The sequence below is a fragment of the Sporosarcina sp. NPDC096371 genome, assembly GCF_044762865.1.
Taxonomy (GTDB): Bacteria; Bacillota; Bacilli; order Bacillales_A; family Planococcaceae; genus Sporosarcina.
Genome location: NZ_JBIWFE010000005.1, coordinates 266,852 through 288,556 on the forward strand (window position 1 = coordinate 266,852; position 21,705 = coordinate 288,556).

12 protein-coding genes are annotated in these 21,705 nt (G+C 41.9%); 9 read left to right on the forward strand and 3 right to left on the reverse strand.

From position 1 onward, the window contains the following. Window positions 1-70 precede the first annotated feature (70 nt). From ACIQ0H_RS15145 to ACIQ0H_RS15180, 8 genes are all read left to right on the forward strand, one after another. Window positions 71-4,540, forward strand: coding sequence for an NPCBM/NEW2 domain-containing protein (locus ACIQ0H_RS15145; protein WP_403416294.1), 4,470 nt, complete (start codon window positions 71-73; stop codon window positions 4,538-4,540). 613 nt (window positions 4,541-5,153) lie between these two features. Next, complete coding sequence (locus ACIQ0H_RS15150) at window positions 5,154-9,377, forward strand: S8 family serine peptidase (protein ID WP_483882538.1); 4,224 nt, start codon at window positions 5,154-5,156, stop codon at window positions 9,375-9,377. A 605-nt stretch (window positions 9,378-9,982) separates the two neighbouring features. Continuing rightward, window positions 9,983-10,504, forward strand: a complete 522-nt coding sequence (locus ACIQ0H_RS15155) for a sigma-70 family RNA polymerase sigma factor (RefSeq protein WP_403416297.1) — start codon at window positions 9,983-9,985, stop codon at window positions 10,502-10,504. Beyond that, a complete protein-coding gene (locus ACIQ0H_RS15160; RefSeq protein WP_403416300.1) occupies window positions 10,497-11,822 on the forward strand; it encodes a DUF4179 domain-containing protein in 1,326 nt (441 codons plus the stop codon). Before ACIQ0H_RS15155 ends, ACIQ0H_RS15160 begins: the two co-directional genes overlap by 8 nt. Before the next feature lie 267 nt (window positions 11,823-12,089). Further along, window positions 12,090-13,766, forward strand: a complete 1,677-nt coding sequence (gene hutU, locus ACIQ0H_RS15165; protein WP_403416303.1) for a urocanate hydratase — start codon at window positions 12,090-12,092, stop codon at window positions 13,764-13,766. Beyond that, window positions 13,763-15,022, forward strand: a complete 1,260-nt coding sequence (gene hutI, locus ACIQ0H_RS15170) for an imidazolonepropionase (RefSeq protein ID WP_403416306.1) — start codon at window positions 13,763-13,765, stop codon at window positions 15,020-15,022. Before hutU ends, hutI begins: the two co-directional genes overlap by 4 nt. A 23-nt stretch (window positions 15,023-15,045) precedes the next feature. After that, on the forward strand, window positions 15,046-16,524 hold the full coding sequence (hutH, locus tag ACIQ0H_RS15175) for a histidine ammonia-lyase (RefSeq protein WP_403416309.1): 1,479 nt from the start codon (window positions 15,046-15,048) through the stop codon (window positions 16,522-16,524). A gap of 212 nt (window positions 16,525-16,736) precedes the next feature. Further along, a complete protein-coding gene (locus ACIQ0H_RS15180) occupies window positions 16,737-17,627 on the forward strand; it encodes a 5'-3' exonuclease (protein ID WP_403416311.1) in 891 nt (296 codons plus the stop codon). Window positions 17,628-17,673: 46 nt separating this feature from the next. Here the strand turns inward: ACIQ0H_RS15180 and ACIQ0H_RS15185 are convergent, their stop codons facing one another. The 3 genes from ACIQ0H_RS15185 to ACIQ0H_RS15195 form a co-directional block, all read right to left on the reverse strand. Continuing rightward, the gene (locus tag ACIQ0H_RS15185; protein ID WP_403416314.1) at window positions 17,674-18,195 is read right to left on the reverse strand and encodes a cysteine peptidase family C39 domain-containing protein; all 522 of its coding nucleotides are present in this window, start codon (window positions 18,193-18,195) and stop codon (window positions 17,674-17,676) included. Beyond that, window positions 18,143-18,646, reverse strand: coding sequence for an STAS domain-containing protein (locus tag ACIQ0H_RS15190; RefSeq protein ID WP_403416317.1), 504 nt, complete (start codon window positions 18,644-18,646; stop codon window positions 18,143-18,145). The genes ACIQ0H_RS15185 and ACIQ0H_RS15190 overlap by 53 nt, the downstream gene beginning before the upstream one ends. A 102-nt stretch (window positions 18,647-18,748) precedes the next feature. Next, window positions 18,749-19,069 (reverse strand): thioredoxin family protein, encoded by a 321-nt coding sequence (locus ACIQ0H_RS15195; protein WP_403416320.1) that lies wholly within the window; start codon window positions 19,067-19,069, stop codon window positions 18,749-18,751. A gap of 216 nt (window positions 19,070-19,285) precedes the next feature. Here ACIQ0H_RS15195 and ACIQ0H_RS15200 point away from each other — a divergent pair, with 216 nt between their 5' ends. Then, entirely contained in the window at window positions 19,286-21,670 is a 2,385-nt protein-coding gene (locus ACIQ0H_RS15200) for a 3-hydroxyacyl-CoA dehydrogenase/enoyl-CoA hydratase family protein (protein WP_403416323.1), read from the forward strand. Window positions 21,671-21,705 lie beyond the last annotated feature (35 nt).

A 21,705-nucleotide genomic window follows, 5' to 3' on the forward strand; every position in this document is an offset into this window, starting at 1 on the left:
ATCAAATCTACTCTTAGGAGTAGTTTTTTTGTGCATTTTTATGGAAAATAATTCATTAGGAGGAAAAATGATGTCGAAATTGATGGCGATTGTCCTATCCGCCGCTCTGTTTTTCAACATGTTGAGTGGCCCAGTTACTGTTTTAGCGCATGAATTCCAAAGTGAGATTGAAGTGGAAAACGGTGTGGAAAGTGAGGGGGCCGAATCTAATAAGGCGACGGTTAGTAAATTTGATTTATATAAAGATGAGGCCATAAATGCTTATAATCAGGTATTTAAAATGGATGAATCCTCGATAAAGTCTATCTCAACGAACGGCGGAAGATATGCAAGTTCTTTTCTTGAGTATGCAATAGACGGAAATCTTGCGACCCATTGGGAAACTGGTAAACCGAATAAAGCTGAATTTAAAAATGAGATTGTCGTTCATTTCAATGAAACGACGCAATTAAATCGAATCGTCTATGCTGCTAGACAATCAAGTGCAAAAGGTAAAGGCTTTGCACAAGAGTTTGATATATATGGTTCAACTACTGAGGAAGGTGATTTTGGTTTAGTTTCCTCTGGAGAATATAAAGGATCCACTGGAGATCTTGTTGAAATCCAATTTGCACCAACAGAATTTAAGAGAATTAAATTTGTTTTCACAAAAGCAAATCAGGATTGGGCAAGTGCAGCAGAGTTAATGTTTTATAAAGAAGATGCTGTCTCTTCTAAAGTAGAAGGCTTATTTACAGACGGTACAATGAGTAAAGTGGTTGATGCGTATAACAGCATAGAAAAGATCAATGCTTTAGAAAATGAAGCAAAAACGCATCCCTTGTATAAATCTAATCTCAAAGATCTATTAGATTTAGCAAAAGCAAACGTAAATGGGGAAGTAATGGTTGAGGGAACGCTTGTTGAAGCAGAACAGCACGGGGATATGGTGCAACATGTGAAGCAAAATTTGAAATTTGGTTTTGGTAATAACCTTCAACCAACCGGATTTGCTGCCCAGCCAGGTGATAAGGTAACTGTCTATGTGGATGCAGAAAGCAAAAGCCCATTACCTAAGTTATCATTTGCACAACAAGAAGGTGCTTGGTCCAGCTGGAGAAAAGATGTCAACCTAGTAGCAGGTAAAAATGAGATAACTGTACCGGCAATACCGAAAGATGGCTGGTATAACAAAGCAGTGACACCTGGGGGAAGTATTTACATTATTAACCCTTATACAGAAGAACAACAAGGAAAAGCCCCGGTATTACGATTTGAAGGTGTCGAGAAAATCCCATTTGCCACTGAAAATACAGACGTTGACGCGTTTAAATCATTCTTAATCGATTACAAGAAAAAATTAGATGATGACAAGGAAAGGCACCCAAATGTTGTAGAAAGAGAAGTCCTGGATATTTTTGAGTTCGTGAGTGATCATATTTTCTGGACAGGAACAGCAACAGGCGCTTACAAAACATATATAGAAGATGGTTATAGTCCGCTCGAAACGATCGAGTCTTACAACATTCATATGAATGAACTGTTTAAGTTTTATGGTTTAGATGCAAGTAGCGAAAGTCATGACCCTAAATATATGAGGGATAATGTAAGACTTGCTCAACCTTTTTCCTATATGTATGCTTGGAACGATCATATTGGAACATTGGACGATGTAATGGCCAACCACTTAATCCCATTCGAAGTGAGAGGTCCTTCATGGGGCTTAACGCATGAAATTGGCCATCGAATGGATGTAAATGCTCGGTTATATGGTGAAACTACGAATAACATGTTACCGCAATATATGTCTGCTTTTTATAATAAAACAGATAACAGAATACCCTATGAAGCAAACCTCTATAAAAATGTGTTAAAAGAAAACTTGAAAGATTATAACGCACAAGGCGTTTTCGAGAAGTTAGGTGTATTTTGGCAAATCGAATTGTATAGCCCAGGATACTGGGGGAAATTAAATAGAGTATATAGAGAAAGAGATGTGCAGCTTACAAACGGTGACAGCTCTAAACAACAATATTTAGTTGAATTCTCCTCCGAAGTATTGGAATTGGATTTAAGTGAACATTTTGCTAGACACGGTTTTGTGGTTAATGAAGAAACAAGAGAAAAAACTAGCAAGTATCCGAAGCCCGATAAATTATGGTATTTAAATGACTCTGTCGTGGGGTATGAAGGAAAAGGAATCGAAGATAAAAAGGCTTCGGTTCGAATTGACATCATTCCGAATACAGGGGATAAAACCAATACGTTAACTTTCACATTTGATAAGTGTTATCAAGAAGACTTTTTAGGGTATGAAATCATAAGAGACGGTGAGATTGTAGGATTTACTTCTTCTACTAGTTTTATTGATAAAGGGATAGATACAAGTAAAAACTACACCTATCAAGTTGTTGTCTATGATAAAAAATTAAACACACTAGCACCAGAAGAATATAAATCATTCAAACCAATGTTATCTGTTGAAGAACATGTAACGCTAAAATTACATCAAGCGTTTGATCCGATGGACTATGTAACAGCTATTTCCTATCAAGGTCATGATATTACGCAAGATGTAGTTGTGAAATCATCTAACGTAGATGTTACGAAAAAAGGTAACTATGAAGTTATATATGAAGTAATAAATGAAGATGCAAAAGAAATAAAAACAGCAGAAGTTACTGTAGTAAGTGATTATGCATACATCTCAGATCAAAATGCTAAAGCTGTAAGCGTAGGCTGGAGTACTTTAAAGAAAGACGCAGCACCAGCTGGTGGAGCCATTACGCTTCTTAGACAAGGAGTAGCAGCAACTTATGCGAAAGGCATTGGTGTACATGCCAATTCGGAAGTTGTGTATGATATCGAAGGAAAAGGCTATGATTTCTTTGAAAGCTATATTGGAATTGACCAGGCAATGAAAGGAAGACCTTCATCCGCAACATTTGAAGTGTGGGTAGATGGTGAAAAACAATTCGATAGTGCTGTATTCAAAGAGAACACGGAACATGAATTTGTGAAAGTTGCTATAACAGGTGCCAAAGAAATTAAACTTGTGACGACGGACGCAAAAAATAATGGAAACACAGCAGATCATACAGTGTGGGCAGATGCTAAGTTTGTAAAGAACTCTAGTAATCCTTCCTTAACAATACCGAAATCTGTCTCGACTAAAGTAGGACAAACCATTACTTTACAACAAGAGTATTCAGCAATGGATCCAGAAGATGGAGACTTAACTGCTAAAGTCGTAGTAACTGGAGAAGATCAGGTAAACTTCAATCGAGCTGGTAAATACGACATCATCTATAAGGTAGTAGATAGTGATGGCAATGAAACCGTTCAGACTCGAACAGTTGCGGTCGTTAATATGGAAGATTACAACTATGTATCTGACTTTGACTGGCAGTCTACACAAAACAGCTATACTGCTCCTAAGAAAGATATCTCTATAAGTGGGAAAACACTACGATTAACGGACGACAATGGGCATGAAGTCGCTTATGAAAAAGGGATCGGAGCACATTCCAACTCCACGATTGTCTATGATTTGACCGATAAAAATGCGGATTACTTTACATCATTCATCGGTGTAGATAGACAAATGTATGGTTCTGTTGGTTCCGTAACTTTCGAAGTGTATGTGGATGGCGAAAAGAAATTTGATAGTGGCTTAATGAATTCTACAGATGTGCAAAAATTTATTGAAATTGATACGAATGGCGCGAAAGAACTGAAGTTAGTCGTCACGGATGGTAAAAATGGCAATGGCTCAGACCATGCAACATGGGGCGATGCTAAATTCCATTACGCAAATTCGGAAAGAGTGTACACATATGATTTAGAAAAGGCTATTGAAGATGCAAAAGTGCTGGACGTAGAGGGCTACACAGAAGAAAGTGTCAATGCGTTCGTATCTAGTCTTATCAAAGCAGAAGAACTTTTGGCTAACAAACATGCTACGCAAACAGAAATAGATCAGGCAATAGCAGCAATACAACAAGCGACAGAAGGTCTACTTGAAATGGAAGTAAATCCAGTTATCACAATAAAAGATAGATTCTTAGAGCAGTCTATAAAAGCAACATTGGGTCTAACTGAAAGCATAACGTTAAGTGATATGCACAACCTGACAAGTTTATCGAATCGTACGGGGAACGTTACAACGCTTGAAGGGCTAGAGCATGCGGAAAACTTAGTGACATTAGATATCGTCGGGAATAAAGTGACTGACTTTTCTCCGCTGAAAGGATTAAAGCAATTAGTAAACGTAGTCGCTAATCCTCAAATAATGGTAGTGGGGGAAGTAAGTGGACCGGTAGTTGAACTAGAGAATATCGTAAAAGATTTGACTGGAAGTAAGGTACTTCCTAAAGAAGCCCGAATGAAACAAGCGAATACGGGTAAAGTGGTCGTTATCGATGTGAATGAATTCTCGCAAAATCTTGATACGTTCACAATTGATCTTTCCGATGAAAGCAAAGGTGTCTACGTGTTGACAATGAAATTTGATGTAAATGGTAACGAAATCCAATTAGGGTATTTGGTTGTCAACAAGTAATAGGTATGCCAAGAAGCCCGAGGTAGTGATGCATTCACTTCCTCGGGCTTTGCCGATGAACGATTGTAATGTGATATCTTTTACGCTTATTCAGGTTAAATCAGCAATAGTTGCCAACGTTTTTTACGTATTGTGCTTTTATTATGCTATACATGGAAGAATTTCAATTTAATTGGGGTAATTTGAAGGGGTTCTTTTTTACTCTTTTTGAATTTTGATATCTTTGTTACAATAAATTGCTTTTGAACCGTACTGTAATCTACTATTGCTGCCTATTGTGATAGTTGGAATATAGGAAAATGATGTGTAATCATCTAATTATTATGTTAATTTAGATAATAACGAAACTGCATCTAGATATTTGAGCCTTCCTTGTTGTTTTAGGGAGGTTCTTTTGTCATGTAATAAAAATAAAAAAGTAGGTCCCAATGCATAAAAGTAAAACCTTGATAATCCGAATTACCCCAATAACATGTTATTGGAATTGGTGTAACTTTTATTATGATGGATGTGAAATGACTATACATTCAGATGATTCTAAGAAAGAAGGAAAGGGGAAAGAAAGGTCTATTTATCGATGAGAAAGTTATACAACTAATTTGGGGGTTGGAAAGTGAGAAATGAAAAAACAGCTAAAAAGATGCCGATGAAAATCATATCAACTATGGCGCTAGCGCTATTATTACCGGCTACTATTTTTCCGGTGGGACCATCAGTCGGAGCAGCAAGTGGGTCAAATGATGTCAAAGAAATGTTAAACAATCTTACGGATGAACAAAGGAGATCTCTTAACGAATTAAATGTGGACAAAGGATTTACCATTCATCCAGACATCAATCTAAGGAGTACATTACCTGAACGGGTGATTGTTGAATTTAAGCAGGAACCGGCAAAAGTAGAAATGGCAAAAAATGCAGGACAATTAGTAAAGAAAGTTTCGCAAGCCGATTTGAACAAAAAAGTAGAAGAATCCCATAAAAGGTTTAAAGCAGAGCTAAACAGCCTAACCAAGTCCGAGCGTTCGACGATGAGTGCAGAGGATTATGAGATTACAAGGGAATACCGAAATGCCTTGAATGGTGTCGCCATGACATTGCCTGGGAATGAAGTGGAAGGATTATTTCGGACAGGCGTTGTCAAACGTATTTGGAAAGACAAAGAGATACAGCTGACGCTTCCGGAAGATGTACAAGTTGAACCCAAAATGATGGATAGCATCCCACAGATTGGGGTCGATCAACTGCACGCTGAGAATATTACAGGACAAGGCATTACGGTTGGCGTTATCGATTCGGGAATTGATTACAATCATCCTGATTTGGCCAGTGCTTATGCTGGTTATCGCGCAAAAGAGGGCGAAGATGCAGGGAAGATTGATCCGGCTAGTGTCAAAGGGTGGGATTTTGTTAACAATGACGCTGACCCAATGGAAACAACGTATCAAGAATGGAAAGCGTCAAATAGTGTAGAGTTTCATCCTGCGACTGGCTCAAGTTATTATACCAGCCACGGAACGCATGTATCGGGGACAGTAGCCGCAAATCCGGATTCAAATGTTGCCGGTGCTGTAAAAGGGGTAGCGCCCGATGTAGATTTGTATGTTTACAGGGTATTGGGCCCGTATGGTATGGGTTCAGATAGTAATGTGATTGCCGGAATTGATAAAGCAGTAAAAGATGAAATGGATGTTATTAATCTATCGTTAGGAACGGACGTGAATGATCCGTTAGATGCGGGGGCTATTGCTGTAAATAATGCCATGCTTTCAGGGGTTGTGACGGTAGTGGCTGCAGGTAATTCAGGTCCAACAGCGGGAACGATTGGATCACCTGGGGCGGCAGCACTTCCAATCACAGTGGGAGCAAGTAATGCATCACTAGCCATCCCAACATTTAGTGCAAACTACGAAAACGAAGCATTTACAGATATCCAATTGTTAGGAAAGAATTTCACAGATAATCTAGCCGAATTAGAAAACCAATCCTATCCAATCGTTGATGTAGGAATGGGAAGTAAATCTGATTATGTTGGCAGAGATATGAAGGGGAAAATCGCCTTCATACAACGAAACGGTCAGAGTTTTCCTTCGCAAATTTTAACCGCAATTGAAGCGGGAGCAATGGCTGTTATGATGTATAACGATTTAGAAGGTCAAATTCCGTATTATGTAGGCGAGGATGTAGTGCTTGTTCCCTCATTCCGCATGTCAAAAGAGGATGGGCTTCGACTAAAATCAATTTTGACGGATGAAACACAGTTTACTTTTGGCACATTAACAAACACGCATACTAAAGGCGACTTATTAGCATCGTTTAGTTCAAGAGGACCTGTTGTTTCGAATTATGATATTAAGCCAGACTTAGTAGCACCGGGCGTAATGGTATATTCCACTTTTCCAGGTTTTATGAATGATCCGGAAGAAGGAAAGAACTATGATATAGCGTATGCTCGTAATTCTGGAACTTCAATGGCTGCTCCACACGTAGCAGGAACTGCGGCATTAATCTTACAACAGAATCCTGCGTTTTCAACTTTTGATGTGAAAACAGCATTGATGAATACAGCCGTTGATTTACAGGAAGAGTATAACGTCTATGAAGTTGGGGCTGGACGTATGGATGCATACGAAGCGGTTCATACAGATGTAGCCGTTCAAGTGCATGATAAGACGCAGCATGTAGAAAATGGAGAAGTCGTTGAAATTGATGACATAACGGGTTCGATTGCATATGGCTATCATTTTCCAAAGGGCGAGGAAGCCATTATAGATAGTCGAAAAGTAGTTATCGAAAATAAGGGATCTGGGGATAAAGAGTTTACCATTGAAGTAGACTTTTCAACAGCAAAAGGAGACATTCAAAACGCTGAAGCCAATGGTGTTCTAGTAACATCTTTGGATACGATTAAAGTTGAAGCAGGTAAGAGGGAAGAAATACAACCAACAATTGAAGTCCCGTGGGGTGCAGATACTGGGAGGTATGAAGGTTACATTCGGATGACGAATACACAAGACGAAAATGACAGCTATAAGATTCCATTTTCGATTCGTGTAGCTGATGAAGGACTCGAATATGCCCGAGTAAGTAGGCCGATGATGACAAATGAAACGTATTTCCATCCCTATTTAACACCGTATGTAAATTTATACTTCCAATTATCAAGTCCATTAACAACCATTGATCTACTTGTGAAAGATCAGGAAACAGGTAAAGCAGTTGGGTATATGGGAACGCTCAATGCTAGTGAGCTTATGCCAGGTATGGGCTATACCATGCGTGGTGGATTTAATGGCGAGGTATTTCCATTTACCGATGATCCCGCGAATCCGATTGCCGATAAGAAAATAGCGTTAACAGAGGGTGTGTATACACTTGAATTTATTGGACGTGAAGCAGAAGGAAAAACATTTACAAAAAGTTCGATTGTGATGATAGACAATACCCCTCCAGAATTTGAATTGTCTATGGAGCCTGGGATTTACGAGGTAGACGAGTCTATGTATTCAATTGAAGAAGGTTATAATGGGCCAGCAATTTGGGTACATGGAAAAGTGTATGATTCAGCTGTAGATGTACTCAAGTCAAAAGGTATTGCCATCGACCAATCTACAAATGGCGTCATGTGGTGGGAAGATTCGATGTACGTACATGATTTGCTTAGTCTAAGTGCGGAAGGGAACTTTAGAATCCCTGCTGCGAAAAGTAAGATTGAAGGTTATGACGCGAATAATCCATTGACTTCCAATCTATTCGTGTTTGATAATGCAACAGCGGCTACAAATTTCCTTGAGACAACCAATAAATATACGTGGTTGAAAAAAGGAACAGAGTATATGAAGTTAACTTACGATAAAAAGAAGGTTCACCTAAATGAATCCATTACAGTGACGATGAATATGAATAATGTGAAAGAATTTTCTGCAGGAGAATTTAGATTACCATTTAATACGAGTCTATTTAAATTCGAATCAGCAAAAGTAAATGACGAATTTAAGAGGTATGCTGAAGAAAAAGGCGCAACGGTTAAACTAGATCAGCCTAAGGTAAGCTCTGGAACAGTCAGTATAGCCGCGTCGGTTGACCAAAAAGACTTTAGCCTTGATGAGGATTTACCGTTTGTTGATGTTACATTTACATTGACCAATGATAAATTCTACGAGAACTCTGCACAGTTTGAATTAAGTATGTTTATCTTAAAGAATTCAGTGGAGTCTGATCGTAAGCCAATTCGAGTCTATCATGAGGAGAATTTTTCAATTATCTCAAAGTCCTCAATGGTAGATGGTAGTATTAAACCTGAAGCTTTTTTGGGTGAAAATGGAACACCAGATTATAATGCGCATAACTTTATAAAAATTGGTGCTAAAGTATACGCAAAAACAGCGGACGGGAAAAAGTATAACGGTGAGATTGATAAGTATGGTTTCTTTGTGATTAATGGCGTACCTGTTTCAAAAGACGACGTTGAAATTTATGTGGAAGCACCTGGACATCTAACGAGTAAATTGGCAACACAGATTGGTCGTACGATTGATGGGGAACTTTCAGGAGAGTTTTATAGAGCGAGTATTGGGAAAAGTTATGCAGGAGACATTAATGGCGATGGCATGATTGATATGAATGATGTAATGCGAGTCGTGGCTCATTATGGCAAGTCAAATGCGCAAGCAGATATTAATCAGGATGGCGTTGTAGATGAAAAAGACGTTCGTTTCATCGAAGCCAACTTCTTAAAGATCGGGCCTACTGCAAGTAAAAATGCGAAGCCGGTTGAGAAGAATGGGAAAAAAGGATTGCAGGAATTATTGCTTTCGATTGGTTTGGAAGCGAAGGAATAAATGTTAGATGTTCCTTTAAAGGGGCGTTTCAGGAGGGGATGAATTCCCCTCTTACATATAGAATCCTCTTAACACCGCTCGGCGCTTGGGGATGCCTCCCGCGATAAGCCTAATAGAAAACCGCTATTAGTCTTATCGCTTCGGCTACCCCAGTAGGCGCCTTTGCTGGAGATTATAGAAAATCACTTTTTCAACATACATATATATCTTTAATATAAAAGAAGAAAAAACCATAGAGAAAGTTTCAGCCGCCAAAATTGCATCTTTGGCGGCTTATCTCTAGGTGGAAGCCATGCTATTCTTTCGTCCCAAAAAGCTTCAGCACTTCGAGTATCTTCGCTTCTGGAGAGCGAAGGATGAAGGGCTACCATATGATTATCGAAAAAAGAGTGTAGGGATGCGACAAAGTCGCATCCCTACACATCCAGACATCTCGGTAATGGTATAGAAGTAATTCAATCCAAAGCAACAATTCACGTATCGCCCAGTGTGTGATTTTAATGTATGTTAAGGGGGCTGCCTGACATGGTAGTCCTTTTTTTATTTTATGCAAACTTTTTCTAGTTTCGGCGGTCTAATGTATAAGTGGGAATGGAGGTGGGGTTTTGGATGACAAGAAATTGGCGGTGCAGGCTATCGCGGGAGATGATGATGCATTTCTTGCGCTTATGCTGACACATAAAGAAGCGCTTTATCGAACTGCGCTTGCTTATTTGAAAAATAAAGAAGATGCACTGGAAGCAGTTCAAGAAGTGACATTTCGTGCTTATGAAAAAATCCATTCATTGAAAAAGCCTGAGTATGCAAAGACGTGGCTTATCCGAATTATGATGAATTATTGTCGCGATGTCCTACATAAACAAAAGCGTCTGTTGTTGAATGAAGAACTTGTCATGCAGCAGGGCGTTAGTGAGGATTATACCTATCTTGAAGTCGAAGAGGCGATGCAGCAACTAACCGACGAACAACGCGAACTCATTCATTTGAAATATATACAGGACACCAAAATTAAAGAAATTGCTGAATTGACTGCGACTCCAGAAGGTACGGTTAAAACGAGATTGTATAAGGCACTCAAGTCACTTCGTTCGTTCATTGAGGAGAAGGGGGAGATCCGCCGTGTTTAATGAAGAAGATAAGTTGGCGAAATGGAAAGAGGAAATTGAAAAAGCTGATATGCCGCAAGATGAGCTTGAAGGTGCGATTCGGCAAGGATTTCAGCGGGCTCAACATGCGAAACAAGTAAAAAAACGTCCTTTTGTTAAACGCGGTTTGTGGACTGCGATGGTTGCAGCAGTACTGCTAATCACATTTATTACCTCAATCCGTGTGTCTCCTGCTTTCGCGAATGCAGTTTCTTCGATACCTGGGATGGAGAAGATTGTTGAACTTGTTCGGGATGATAAAGGGCTACAATCGGCAATTGATAATGATCATTATCAGGAAATCGGCGTGTCGGGTGAATCATCGGGCGTTAAAGTGACAGTCGATGGCATCATCGCAGACGAAATGAACCTTGTGTTATTCTATACGATTGAATTCAGGGAAAACCATAAAAGTGATGTCGTTAATCACGTTGGAATTAAGGGGGCAAATGGAGAAGATTTGAAATGGGGAGGGATTTCCCAGAACTACACCTCGGATTACCATGATAGTATGATTTCTACTAATTCAATCGAAATCGATTTTCAAGAACCGCTATCAACGAAAAACGTAGTATTGGAATTTGAAATCATCGGTGGTAATGGGGAAACTGAAGTGATTAAACTGCCATTTACGATAGACATGAATGATGTGGCAAGTAAGAGGTATACGCTGAATGAAGAAGTCATTGTGAACGGGCAATCGATGACAATCGAGGATGTAACAATTAGTCCAGTTAGAACAGCTATTCAGGTGAAATTTGATCCTAAAAATACGATGAAGATTTTCGGATTTGAGGATCTTCAAATTGTAGACGAGAAAGGGAAAGTATGGAGTTCAATTGCAAATGGTATGACGGCAAGTTCCGATGGGGAAAAACCGAATGTCGTGACTTACTATTTACAAAGCAATTACTTCGAAAAACCAAAACATCTTTACTTGGAATTCGGGAAATTGATGGCGATGGAAAAGGAGGAGGCCTATCTGTTAATTGACACGGATAAAAGGGAAATACTGAAGCAGCCAAAGGACGCTAGATTCAGCAATTTGACTACGTTAGACAATCACATCAGTATGGATTTCCGTGGTGAGAAAAACTTCACCCATCATCCATTCAGCTTTGACTTTTTTGATGCAAATAATGATTCATACTCTATTTCATGGAGTGGAATGCCAAGTGGAGAAATGGAATCGACACTAGTGATGGAAATGCCTGAGGAGCGATATAAAAATCCAGTAAGACTCGCAATATATGGCTATCCTTCTTATATCGAAAAAGATGTGAAGATCAAAATTAAATAACGAAAAGTTCCATGGTAGCGTAGCCTACTGTGGAACTTTTTTGCATTGGTAGCCGAAGCGATAAGATAAAGGAGGGATGCAGTTCAATCCTTCCCTAAGCGCCAAGCGTTGTTCAATGTGATTCTTTATTTCAATTCATATACAAACTTCATCCCTTTATCCCACTACAACAGCATCACATTACCAGAGACTAAACTTTCTGAAAATCGGACAATAAAGCGCTTACATCGTGTACGATAGTAGTAGATTAGTCAGGAGGGGTTCCGAATGGGAGAAGCAGCTGAACGAGTAATCCGTTACCGGGGGACGGAGCTGAATACGAAGGGGTGGCAGCAAGAAGCGGCACTTCGTATGCTGATGAATAACTTGGATGCAGAAGTGGCGGAGCATCCAGATGAGTTAGTTGTGTATGGGGGAATTGGTAAGGCGGCGCGCAATTGGGAGTCTTTTGACGCGATTGTTCGCTCGTTGAAAGAACTTGAAAATGATGAAACATTACTTGTGCAATCGGGGAAACCGGTTGCGATATTCAAGTCACATACAGATGCACCGAAAGTATTGATTGCGAATTCGAATCTTGTTCCGGCATATGCCAATTGGGAGCATTTCCACGAGCTCGATAAAAAAGGATTAATGATGTACGGGCAAATGACAGCGGGCAGTTGGATTTACATCGGTTCGCAAGGCATTGTGCAAGGGACGTACGAAACGTTTGCCGAACTGGCGAAGCAGCATTTTGGGGAGTCATTGAAAGGGACCATTACATTGACGGCTGGACTTGGGGGAATGGGCGGTGCTCAACCACTTGCCGTTACGATGGCGGGCGGTGTTTGTATAGGCATCGAAGTCGATGAAACGCGTATTGATCGTCGCATTGAAACCCGCTATACCGATGTGAAAACAGCTTCTTTAGATGAAGCAATTCGTTTAGCAGAAGAAGCAAAATCCAAAGGTGAAGCGTTGTCTATTGGGCTTCTTGGCAATGCAGCTGAAGTATTACCAGCGATGATTGCCCGCGGGTTTATTCCAGATGTTTTAACAGACCAGACATCGGCACACGATCCGCTGAATGGCTATATTCCAGTAGGTATGTCGCTTGAGGAAGCGGCGGTACTACGATCATCAAGTCCCGAAGACTATGTAAAACGGTCAAAAGCGTCGATGGCTACACACGTCGAAGCGATGATTGACATGATGGATAAGGGCGCGATAACGTTTGATTACGGTAACAATATCCGACAAGTGGCGAAAGACGAAGGTGTCTCACGTGCATTCGATTTCCCTGGATTTGTACCGGCGTATATTCGTCCGCAATTTTGTGAAGGAAAAGGTCCGTTTCGCTGGGTCGCACTTTCAGGGGATCCGGAAGATATTTATAAAACAGATGAAGTGATTTTACGAGAGTTTAGTGACAATACGCATTTATGCAATTGGATTCGGATGGCGCAAGATAAAATCCAATTCCAAGGACTGCCGTCACGTATTTGCTGGCTTGGGTACGGGGAACGTGCACGATTCGGAAAAATCATTAATGATATGGTCGCTTCGGGCGAGCTGAAAGCGCCAATCGTGATTGGGCGAGATCACCTCGATTCTGGATCGGTAGCATCCCCAAACCGAGAAACAGAAGCGATGAAAGATGGTTCGGATGCCGTAGCGGATTGGCCGATTTTGAATGCGATGATCAATGCAGTCGGCGGTGCGACGTGGGTTTCGGTGCATCATGGCGGCGGCGTTGGCATGGGCTACTCGATTCACGCGGGGATGGTGATCGTTGCGGATGGCACGAAAGAAGCGGAAGCACGAATCGAACGTGTATTGACGACGGATCCTGGAATGGGCATCGTTCGACATGTCGATGCAGGCTATGAACTAGCAGAGAAAACAGCTCGGGAAAAGGGAGTCAATATCCCGATGATGGCAAAAGAGGTGAGTCCACAATGACCCATATCGTTTGGATTAAACATGCATCTCAACTTGCAACGTTGGCGCAGGTCGGCAAGGGGCCACGCATAAAAGATGCCATGAACAATATTTCAATTATCAGAGATGGTAGTGTCTGGATTGAGGATGGCGTCATCCAAGCAGTAGGCACGACACGGCAACTTGAAGAACAGTTCAAAGAACGTGCGCATGAAGCTGACATTATGGATGCGACAGGCCATCTTGTTACGCCGGGACTTGTTGATCCGCATACGCATGTTGCTTACGGCGGCAGTCGCGAACGCGAATTTGAAAAGCGGCTACAGGGTGCAACGTATATGGAAATCATGAATGCAGGTGGAGGCATTCATGCAACGACAACGATGACACGAGAGGCAAAGGAAGACGAGTTGGTGGAGCAAGCGAAACGCCGACTGGATTCCTTTTTACAACATGGTGTGACGACGATTGAAGGGAAAAGTGGCTACGGGCTTAATCTCGAAACGGAATTGAAGCAGCTCCGTGTCATGAAGCGATTGCAGGAAGAACATCCGATTGACCTAGTTCCCACATTTATGGGTGCACACGCTGTCCCAACTGAATATAAAGGGCAAGAGGATGCCTATATCGATCTCGTTGTGAATGAAATGCTACCAGCCGTTGCCAATGAGAAACTTGCGGTCTTCAATGATGTGTTCTGCGAAGTGGGTGTGTTTACACCCGAGCAGTCGGAACATATCTTGGAAGCGGGGAAAAAGTATGGACTGATTCCTAAAATCCATGCAGATGAAATCGAACCGTACGGCGGGGCGGAACTGGCGGCCAAAGTTGGGGCCATTTCGGCAGAGCATTTATTAAAGGCCTCTGAAGAAGGCATTGCGGCGATGGCTAGTGCGGGGACGATTGCTTGTTTATTGCCAGCGACTGCACTTTTCCTCAGAGAGCAGGCTGCGGAAGGTCGGAAAATGATTGATGCGGGCGTACCAGTTGCGATTTCAACGGATTGTAATCCTGGGTCATCCCCTACAACATCGATGCCATTGGTTATGAATCTTGCCTGTATTTCGATGCGCCTAACACCATCTGAAGCATTGACTGCCGCGACGTATAATGCGGCATGTGCCATTCAGATGGAAGACAAAGTGGGATCGATTGAGCCGGGGAAACAAGGGGATATCGTGTTGTGGGATGTTGCGAATTACCAGGAGCTTCAATATCTATTTGGTGTCAATCATGTCAAAACAGTGTGGAAAAAAGGTGTAAAAGTTGTTGGGTGATTAAGGGGTAAAGGATGGTTGTCATGATTACATTAACGGGTTCATCTCTTCGGCTTGATGAGATGAAAGCTATTTTATATAGAGGGTCCGGGGTTTCATTGGACGAAGAAGCGTTGGTGCGCGTGCGTAAAAGTCGTGCGGCGGTGGAGAAGATTGTCCGGGAAGAGCGGACCGTGTACGGGATAAATACGGGGTTTGGTAAGTTTAGTGATGTGAAAATTGATGAGAAGGATACGAAGGCTTTGCAATTGCACTTGATACGCTCGCATGCTTGTGGTGTTGGGGAGCCGTTTCCAGAAATGGTTTCACGGGCAATGGTTGTGCTTCGTTTGAATGCGCTACTGAAGGGGTTCTCGGGTATTCGGGTAGAAGTGTTAGAACGGTTTGCTTATATGGTAAACAATCGTATTCATCCGGTCATCCCACAACAAGGGTCACTTGGTGCATCGGGCGATCTTGCGCCATTGTCGCATCTAGCGCTCGTTTTGCTTGGAGAAGGGTTCGTCTGGAAAGAAGGAAAACAAGTTCCGGCGGAGGTTATTTGGAAAGAACATGGCCTAACTCCGATTGTGTTGGAAGCGAAAGAAGGTCTAGCGCTTATTAATGGAACGCAGGCGATGACGGCACAAGGCGTTGTCAATTATTTGGAGGCGGAGTCACTAGCTTTTAATAGTGAGTGGATCGCGGCGATGACAATGGAGGCATTACACGGTATTACCGATGCTTTCCATCCGGCAATCCATGAAGCGCGTGGTTATCCGGAACAAGTGGACGTGGCGGCACGGATACTTAAGTGGTTGGAAGGTAGTTCGCTGACGACTATTCAAGGAGAAAAACGTGTGCAAGATGCGTATTCCATTCGTTGTATTCCACAAGTGCATGGTGCCAGCTGGCAAGTGCTTGGGTATGTGAAAGAGAAATTGGAGATCGAACTGAATGCCGCAACCGACAATCCCCTTATATTTGATGATGGCGACACGGTTGTATCGGGTGGGAATTTCCATGGGCAACCCATTGCCTTCGCTATGGATTTCTTGAAGTTGGGTGTTGCGGAGTTGGCAAATATCTCAGAACGGCGCATCGAGCGATTGGTGAATCCACAGTTAAATGAAGGATTGCCGCCGTTCCTGAGCCCAGAACCTGGCTTGCAATCGGGTGCAATGATTTTGCAATATTCGGCAGCGAGCCTCGTGTCGGAAAATAAAACCCTGGCACACCCGGCATCTGTTGACTCGATTCCGTCATCTGGTAATCAAGAAGACCATGTCTCAATGGGGACGATTGGGGCAAGGCACGCCCATGCGATTATCAAAAATGCTCGACATGTCCTGGCGATTGAAGCATTATGTGCGCTGACAGGCTGTCACATTCGTGGAGTCGATCAAATGGCGCCGAAAACCAAGGTGAAATTTGAAGAGTTAAGGGAAATTGTGCAGCCGATAGATGAAGATCGTATTTTTACACCGGATATTGAGAGGATTGCCCAGTTTTTGGTGGGGTGAGAGTGGGAGAGCTGAAGCTGGAGTTATATGCTTCGGCTTTTTTATGTGAAAGTGAATAAGTGTCCAACCATTTCCCGAAAACGTCCAACAACGCAAGAAGTCCCCCATTTCCTATCACTTTCCACGTGATTAATCTTCCATTTTTCATTCCAAATATGATTCGAACCTATATGTTATGATAGGGGGAGAAATGATTTGAAAGGAAGTATTCAATGGATCATCAAGAAAAACCACATATTTTATTAATCGACGGGATGGCCCTGTTATTCCGTTCCTTTTTTGCAACGTCTGCAATGGGGCATTATTTCCCAAACGCAGAAGGTACGCCGACTAATGGAGTGCAAGGGTTTGTGCGTCATACGATGACAGCGACTTCGCTATTCAAGCCTTCACATATGGCGGTTTGTTGGGATATGAGTTCGCACACATTTCGCAATGAGTTATTCGACGGATATAAAGCGAATCGTCCTGAACCTGCACCGGAGCTGGTTCCGCAGTTTGATATGACACGAAGTGTTTCTGAACTGATTGGTTGGAAAAACTATGGTATTCAAGGTATGGAAGCGGATGATTTGATCGGATCGATGGTCGCGACATGGGATGGCAAAGCGGATATTACCATCGTTACGGGGGATAAAGACCTGCTGCAACTGCTTAGACCTGGTGTCCGCATTGCATTTATGAAAAAAGGATACAACGTGTATGATATCTATACATATGAACGCTTTGTAGAAGAATACGACATATCACCAAAACAGTTTATCGATGTAAAAGCCTTTACAGGCGATACAAGTGATGGTTATCCAGGTGTAAAAGGAATTGGACCAAAAACAGCATTGAAATTAATAAAGGAATATGGCTCGGTGGAAGGTGTTATTGAGTCCCTACATGAATTAACTCCTGCGATGCGTAAGAAAATTGAGGAAGATATGGAAATGCTTCTTCTATCGAGAAAGCTAGCGGAAATCCATTGTGAGTTGGAGATGGATGATTCGGTAGAAGAGTTTACAATTCCGATGTTCGATGAGGATGTACGGAAATCGATGGAGCAAAAAGGATACTCGATGATTGTAAGACATGCAGATTCGCTTTTGAATAAATAATAAAAACTCTCTTTACGGAATATATTCGTAAAGAGAGTTTTTGCATTTAACTTTTCGGTTCAATCTTCACAAACGATAACACAGGTTTATTGCGCTTATATGACACATGCCGCACTTGGCTCGGTCGGTTTCTTGTTCCATTATCATGAATGATAAGCTCAATATCATCTTCTTTTTCTTCATAGCCAATCACAGGCACCCAGTGGTAATCAAATTCATAAGTACCACGCCAACGGAAATTAAACCATTTATCAAACTTTGCAGCAACGATTCGGCCGTTATCAATTTGCCGCATTAGCTCTTCACTATCACATTCGCCAACGGTCCATTGGGCTCCTAGTAGTTTCCGCATATTGTATATGAATTGGCCTTTGGCAAGTCCAATTTTTGTGCTACCCAGTCGTGTATATAATTCGTTGGCATCGAAGGGGCATGCCGCCGGGGGGAATTGTTCCATCATGATACTGGCAGTGACGGGGCCACATGCGGAAGGACGGAAAGATGCCTTGATATCTTCAGCGTATTGTGACTTTCCGGTTACATTCAATACTTTTTTCACATTGTTCACCGTCGTTTTCGTTAGAGTTCACAAGAAGGGGCAGTGCTGTTTTTAAGTTACTATAGGTTTCAATTTCAACATGGATGTTTGCTTGTACGATTTGCCGAGCGAGCTGTGGATGAAAACCAACGAAGATAGGGCGGATACCCATCCATTTCAAGGTGGCGTTCAGTTGACCGATTTCAGACGCAAAGACGTTACAGCTAAGTTGGGAAAGGTCATTTGTTTCTACGCCTGTAAAATCAACAACAGCACAATTCATATCCTGATGCTCTGCGAAATAGTCGAGAACCCGAGTGCGAATCGATTCAAGGCGACTGGGACTTATGGTGCCGGTAATCGGCACAAGGATTGCATCTTCGATGAGGGAAGTAATAATTGGGGCGGATAGTTCGTGAATGATAAGTTCATAGTGCGCAATTTTGGATTTTAATTGTTGAATTTCTTTTTCGAGGACCATGCTTACACCTCACCACTATTTTTCTCAAGTATATAATAATTTGGAAAAAAGAACCATAAATAAAAACGAATAGACCGAAGTCTATCCGTTAAGGAGTTGAACTTATTTCTCTACACTCTCAAGAAAGTCAGTGACTTGCTCAGGTGATTTTGCATTTGCGCTGTGCAAATGAGCTTGCTTTTGTCCGTCTTGGAAAATCAGTAAGCTTGGAATCCCCATAACATCATACTTTTCAGCGATTTCTGGTAGCACGTCACGGTCAATGTCATACCATGTGTACATATCGTATTTTTCGATGATAGGATCGATGAACATATCCATTCGTGTGCAGTCAGGGCACCATCCTGCCTGGAATTTGATAAGTGCTTTGGAATCGCTAGCAATAATTTGGTTGAATTGTTCAGTTGTTGTAATTGGTTTCATCTTAATATTCCCTCCTTCATATAATAAGTGTACAATGATTGCCGTTATGTCGGTAGTGAAATGCTCTGGACTCTATTAGTAGGATTATTCGCAATTTAAATATTGCGAAAACTAGATTTATGTTCTACACTGAGAGATATAGAATTGCTTTCTATTTTTTTTTTGCCTACAAAATGAATGGCTATTCATTCAAATGGATAGAAGGAGGATACTTACGTGACTTATCAAATTAAAAAAGCAGCCGTTTTAGGTTCGGGCGTCATGGGATCGGGTATTGCAGCCCATCTTGCAAATATCGGCATTCCGGTTCTGCTATTGGATATTATTCCCAGCACGTTAACGGAACAAGAAAAAGCGCAAGGACTTTCACTGGAACATCCTCAAGTACGCAATAAGATTTCGGCAGGCGCTGTACAAAAACTCCTCAAACAAAAGCCGGCACCACTTACAACAAAGAGCAACCTGGCTCTTATTGAAACAGGGAATTTGGAAGATGACTTAGAAAAGTTGAAGGACGTTGATTGGATTATCGAAGTCATCGTCGAACGACTTGACATAAAAAAAGCATTATATGAAAAAGTTGACGGTGTTCGTAAGCCCGGTACGATTATTAGTTCGAACACTTCAGGGATTAGCATTGAAGCAATGGCTGAAGGGCGTTCGGAAGATTTTCGAAAACACTTCCTGGGCACGCACTTTTTTAACCCACCGCGCTATTTGAAACTATTGGAAGTGATTCCAGCAAGCACGACGGCTCCTGAGGTAGTCGAATTCATGACGAGATTCGGCGAAGATCGTTTAGGGAAAGGCGTTGTCATTGCAAAAGATACCCCGAACTTCATTGCGAATCGGATTGGTACATATGGACTGCTGATCACGCTACGTGAAATGGAGAAACGTGGGTATTCCATCGGGGAAGTTGACTCCGTGACAGGCACACTGATTGGCCGTCCGAAATCAGCCACGTTTCGTACGTTAGATGTCGTCGGACTAGACACATTCATGCATGTAACGAAAAATATGTACGACAAAACGGAAGGCGAAGAACAGAAAGTATTCGAGCTACCGTCGTTTATGACGAAGATGATCGACAATGGCTGGATTGGTGCAAAGGCAAAGCAAGGATTTTATTTGAAACAAGGGAAAGACATTCTAGAACTAGATACAGAGACGTTTGAATACGGACCAGCGAAAAAATTGAAGACGCCTTCCATTGAACTTGCTAAGCAACAGAAAGGCCTTGCCAATAAAGTGAAAACACTCGTATACGCAAATGATCGAACCGGAGAAATTCTATGGCATATTCTAGCGCCGACATTATTGTACGCGGCAGAGCTAAATGGTGAAATCGCGGATGACATCGTTGCGATCGATAATGCTATGAAATGGGGCTTCGGTTGGCAGCAAGGACCGTTTGAAATTTGGGATGCCATCGGCGTTGCAAAGTCGATTGAAAAGATGAAAGAACAAGGGGCAGCAGTGCCTGCATTTGTTCAACGTTTGTTCGATAAAGGCTATGAAACTTTCTATAAAGAGCTAGATGGAGATCTTTATTTCTTTGATGGCGAAGATTACAAACTTGTACTGGTGAACGAAAAAGCCATTGATTTGAAACGATATAAGAAAAAATACGGTGTCATCAAAAAGAATGCTGGCGCCAGCTTGATTGACCTTGGAGATGGCATCGCACTCCTAGAGTTTCATTCACAATCGAATGCCATTGGACTCGATATCATGCAGATGATTACCTTCGCGGTGGATGAAGTGGAGAAGAATTACAAAGGGCTTGTCATTAGCAACCAAGGGAAAAACTTCTGTGTGGGTGCGAACCTTGGGATGATTCTAATGGAAGCGCAAGATGATAATATCTATGAACTCGAATTTGTCATCCGGACGTTCCAAAACGCTTTGATGAAAATCAAGTATTCTACGAAACCAGTAGTAGTAGCACCGTTTGGTATGGCGCTCGGCGGTGGGGCGGAAGTATGTCTGCCGGCAGCACATATTCAAGCATCGATGGAAACGTATATCGGATTGGTAGAAGTGGGGGTTGGTTTGATTCCTGGTGGTGGTGGGAACGTCAATCTGTATGCCAAACATCTAAAAGGATTGCCAAAGGGTGTTCATGTCGATTATCAATTTGTGGCGAATAAAGTCTTCGAAACCATTGCGATGGCGAAGGTGTCCACTTCTGGTGAAGAAGCACGTGAAAATAACTTTCTCGATTTTGCAGATGGTGTCAGTGTGAATGCTGATCACTTGATTTACGATGCGAAACAAGTGGCACTAGGATTATATGAAAACGGCTATATAGCGCCGAAACGCGAAAAAATCCCCGTAACAGGCGACTCTGGTTATGCGACAATGCTGCTTGGGGCGGAGGGCATGTTCTTGTCAGGCTTTATTAGCGAACATGATTTGAAAATCGCGAAGAAGTTGGCATTTGTGTTGGCTGGCGGAAAAGTACCATACGGAACACTTGTGGAGGAGCAGTATATGTTGGACCTTGAACGTGAAGCATTCCTAAGCCTGGTAGCAGAACCAAAATCACAGCAACGTATGCAACATATGCTCGTAAAAGGGAAACCATTGCGCAACTGATTTGTATAGATAAGCGTTCAAAAAGGAACTTTTCA

What these genes read in the sequence shown, in the direction of transcription:
- ACIQ0H_RS15195 (WP_403416320.1), bottom strand. Translation starts at nt 19,069, where the DNA reads ATGAAACCAATTACAACAACTGAACAATTCAACCAAATTATTGCTAGC.
- ACIQ0H_RS15190 (WP_403416317.1), bottom strand. Translation starts at nt 18,646, where the DNA reads ATGGTCCTCGAAAAAGAAATTCAACAATTAAAATCCAAAATTGCGCAC.
- ACIQ0H_RS15180 (WP_403416311.1), top strand. Translation starts at nt 16,737, where the DNA reads ATGGATCATCAAGAAAAACCACATATTTTATTAATCGACGGGATGGCC.
- hutI (WP_403416306.1), top strand. Translation starts at nt 13,763, where the DNA reads ATGACCCATATCGTTTGGATTAAACATGCATCTCAACTTGCAACGTTG.
- ACIQ0H_RS15145 (WP_403416294.1), top strand. Translation starts at nt 71, where the DNA reads ATGTCGAAATTGATGGCGATTGTCCTATCCGCCGCTCTGTTTTTCAAC.
- hutU (WP_403416303.1), top strand. Translation starts at nt 12,090, where the DNA reads ATGGGAGAAGCAGCTGAACGAGTAATCCGTTACCGGGGGACGGAGCTG.
- hutH (WP_403416309.1), top strand. Translation starts at nt 15,046, where the DNA reads ATGATTACATTAACGGGTTCATCTCTTCGGCTTGATGAGATGAAAGCT.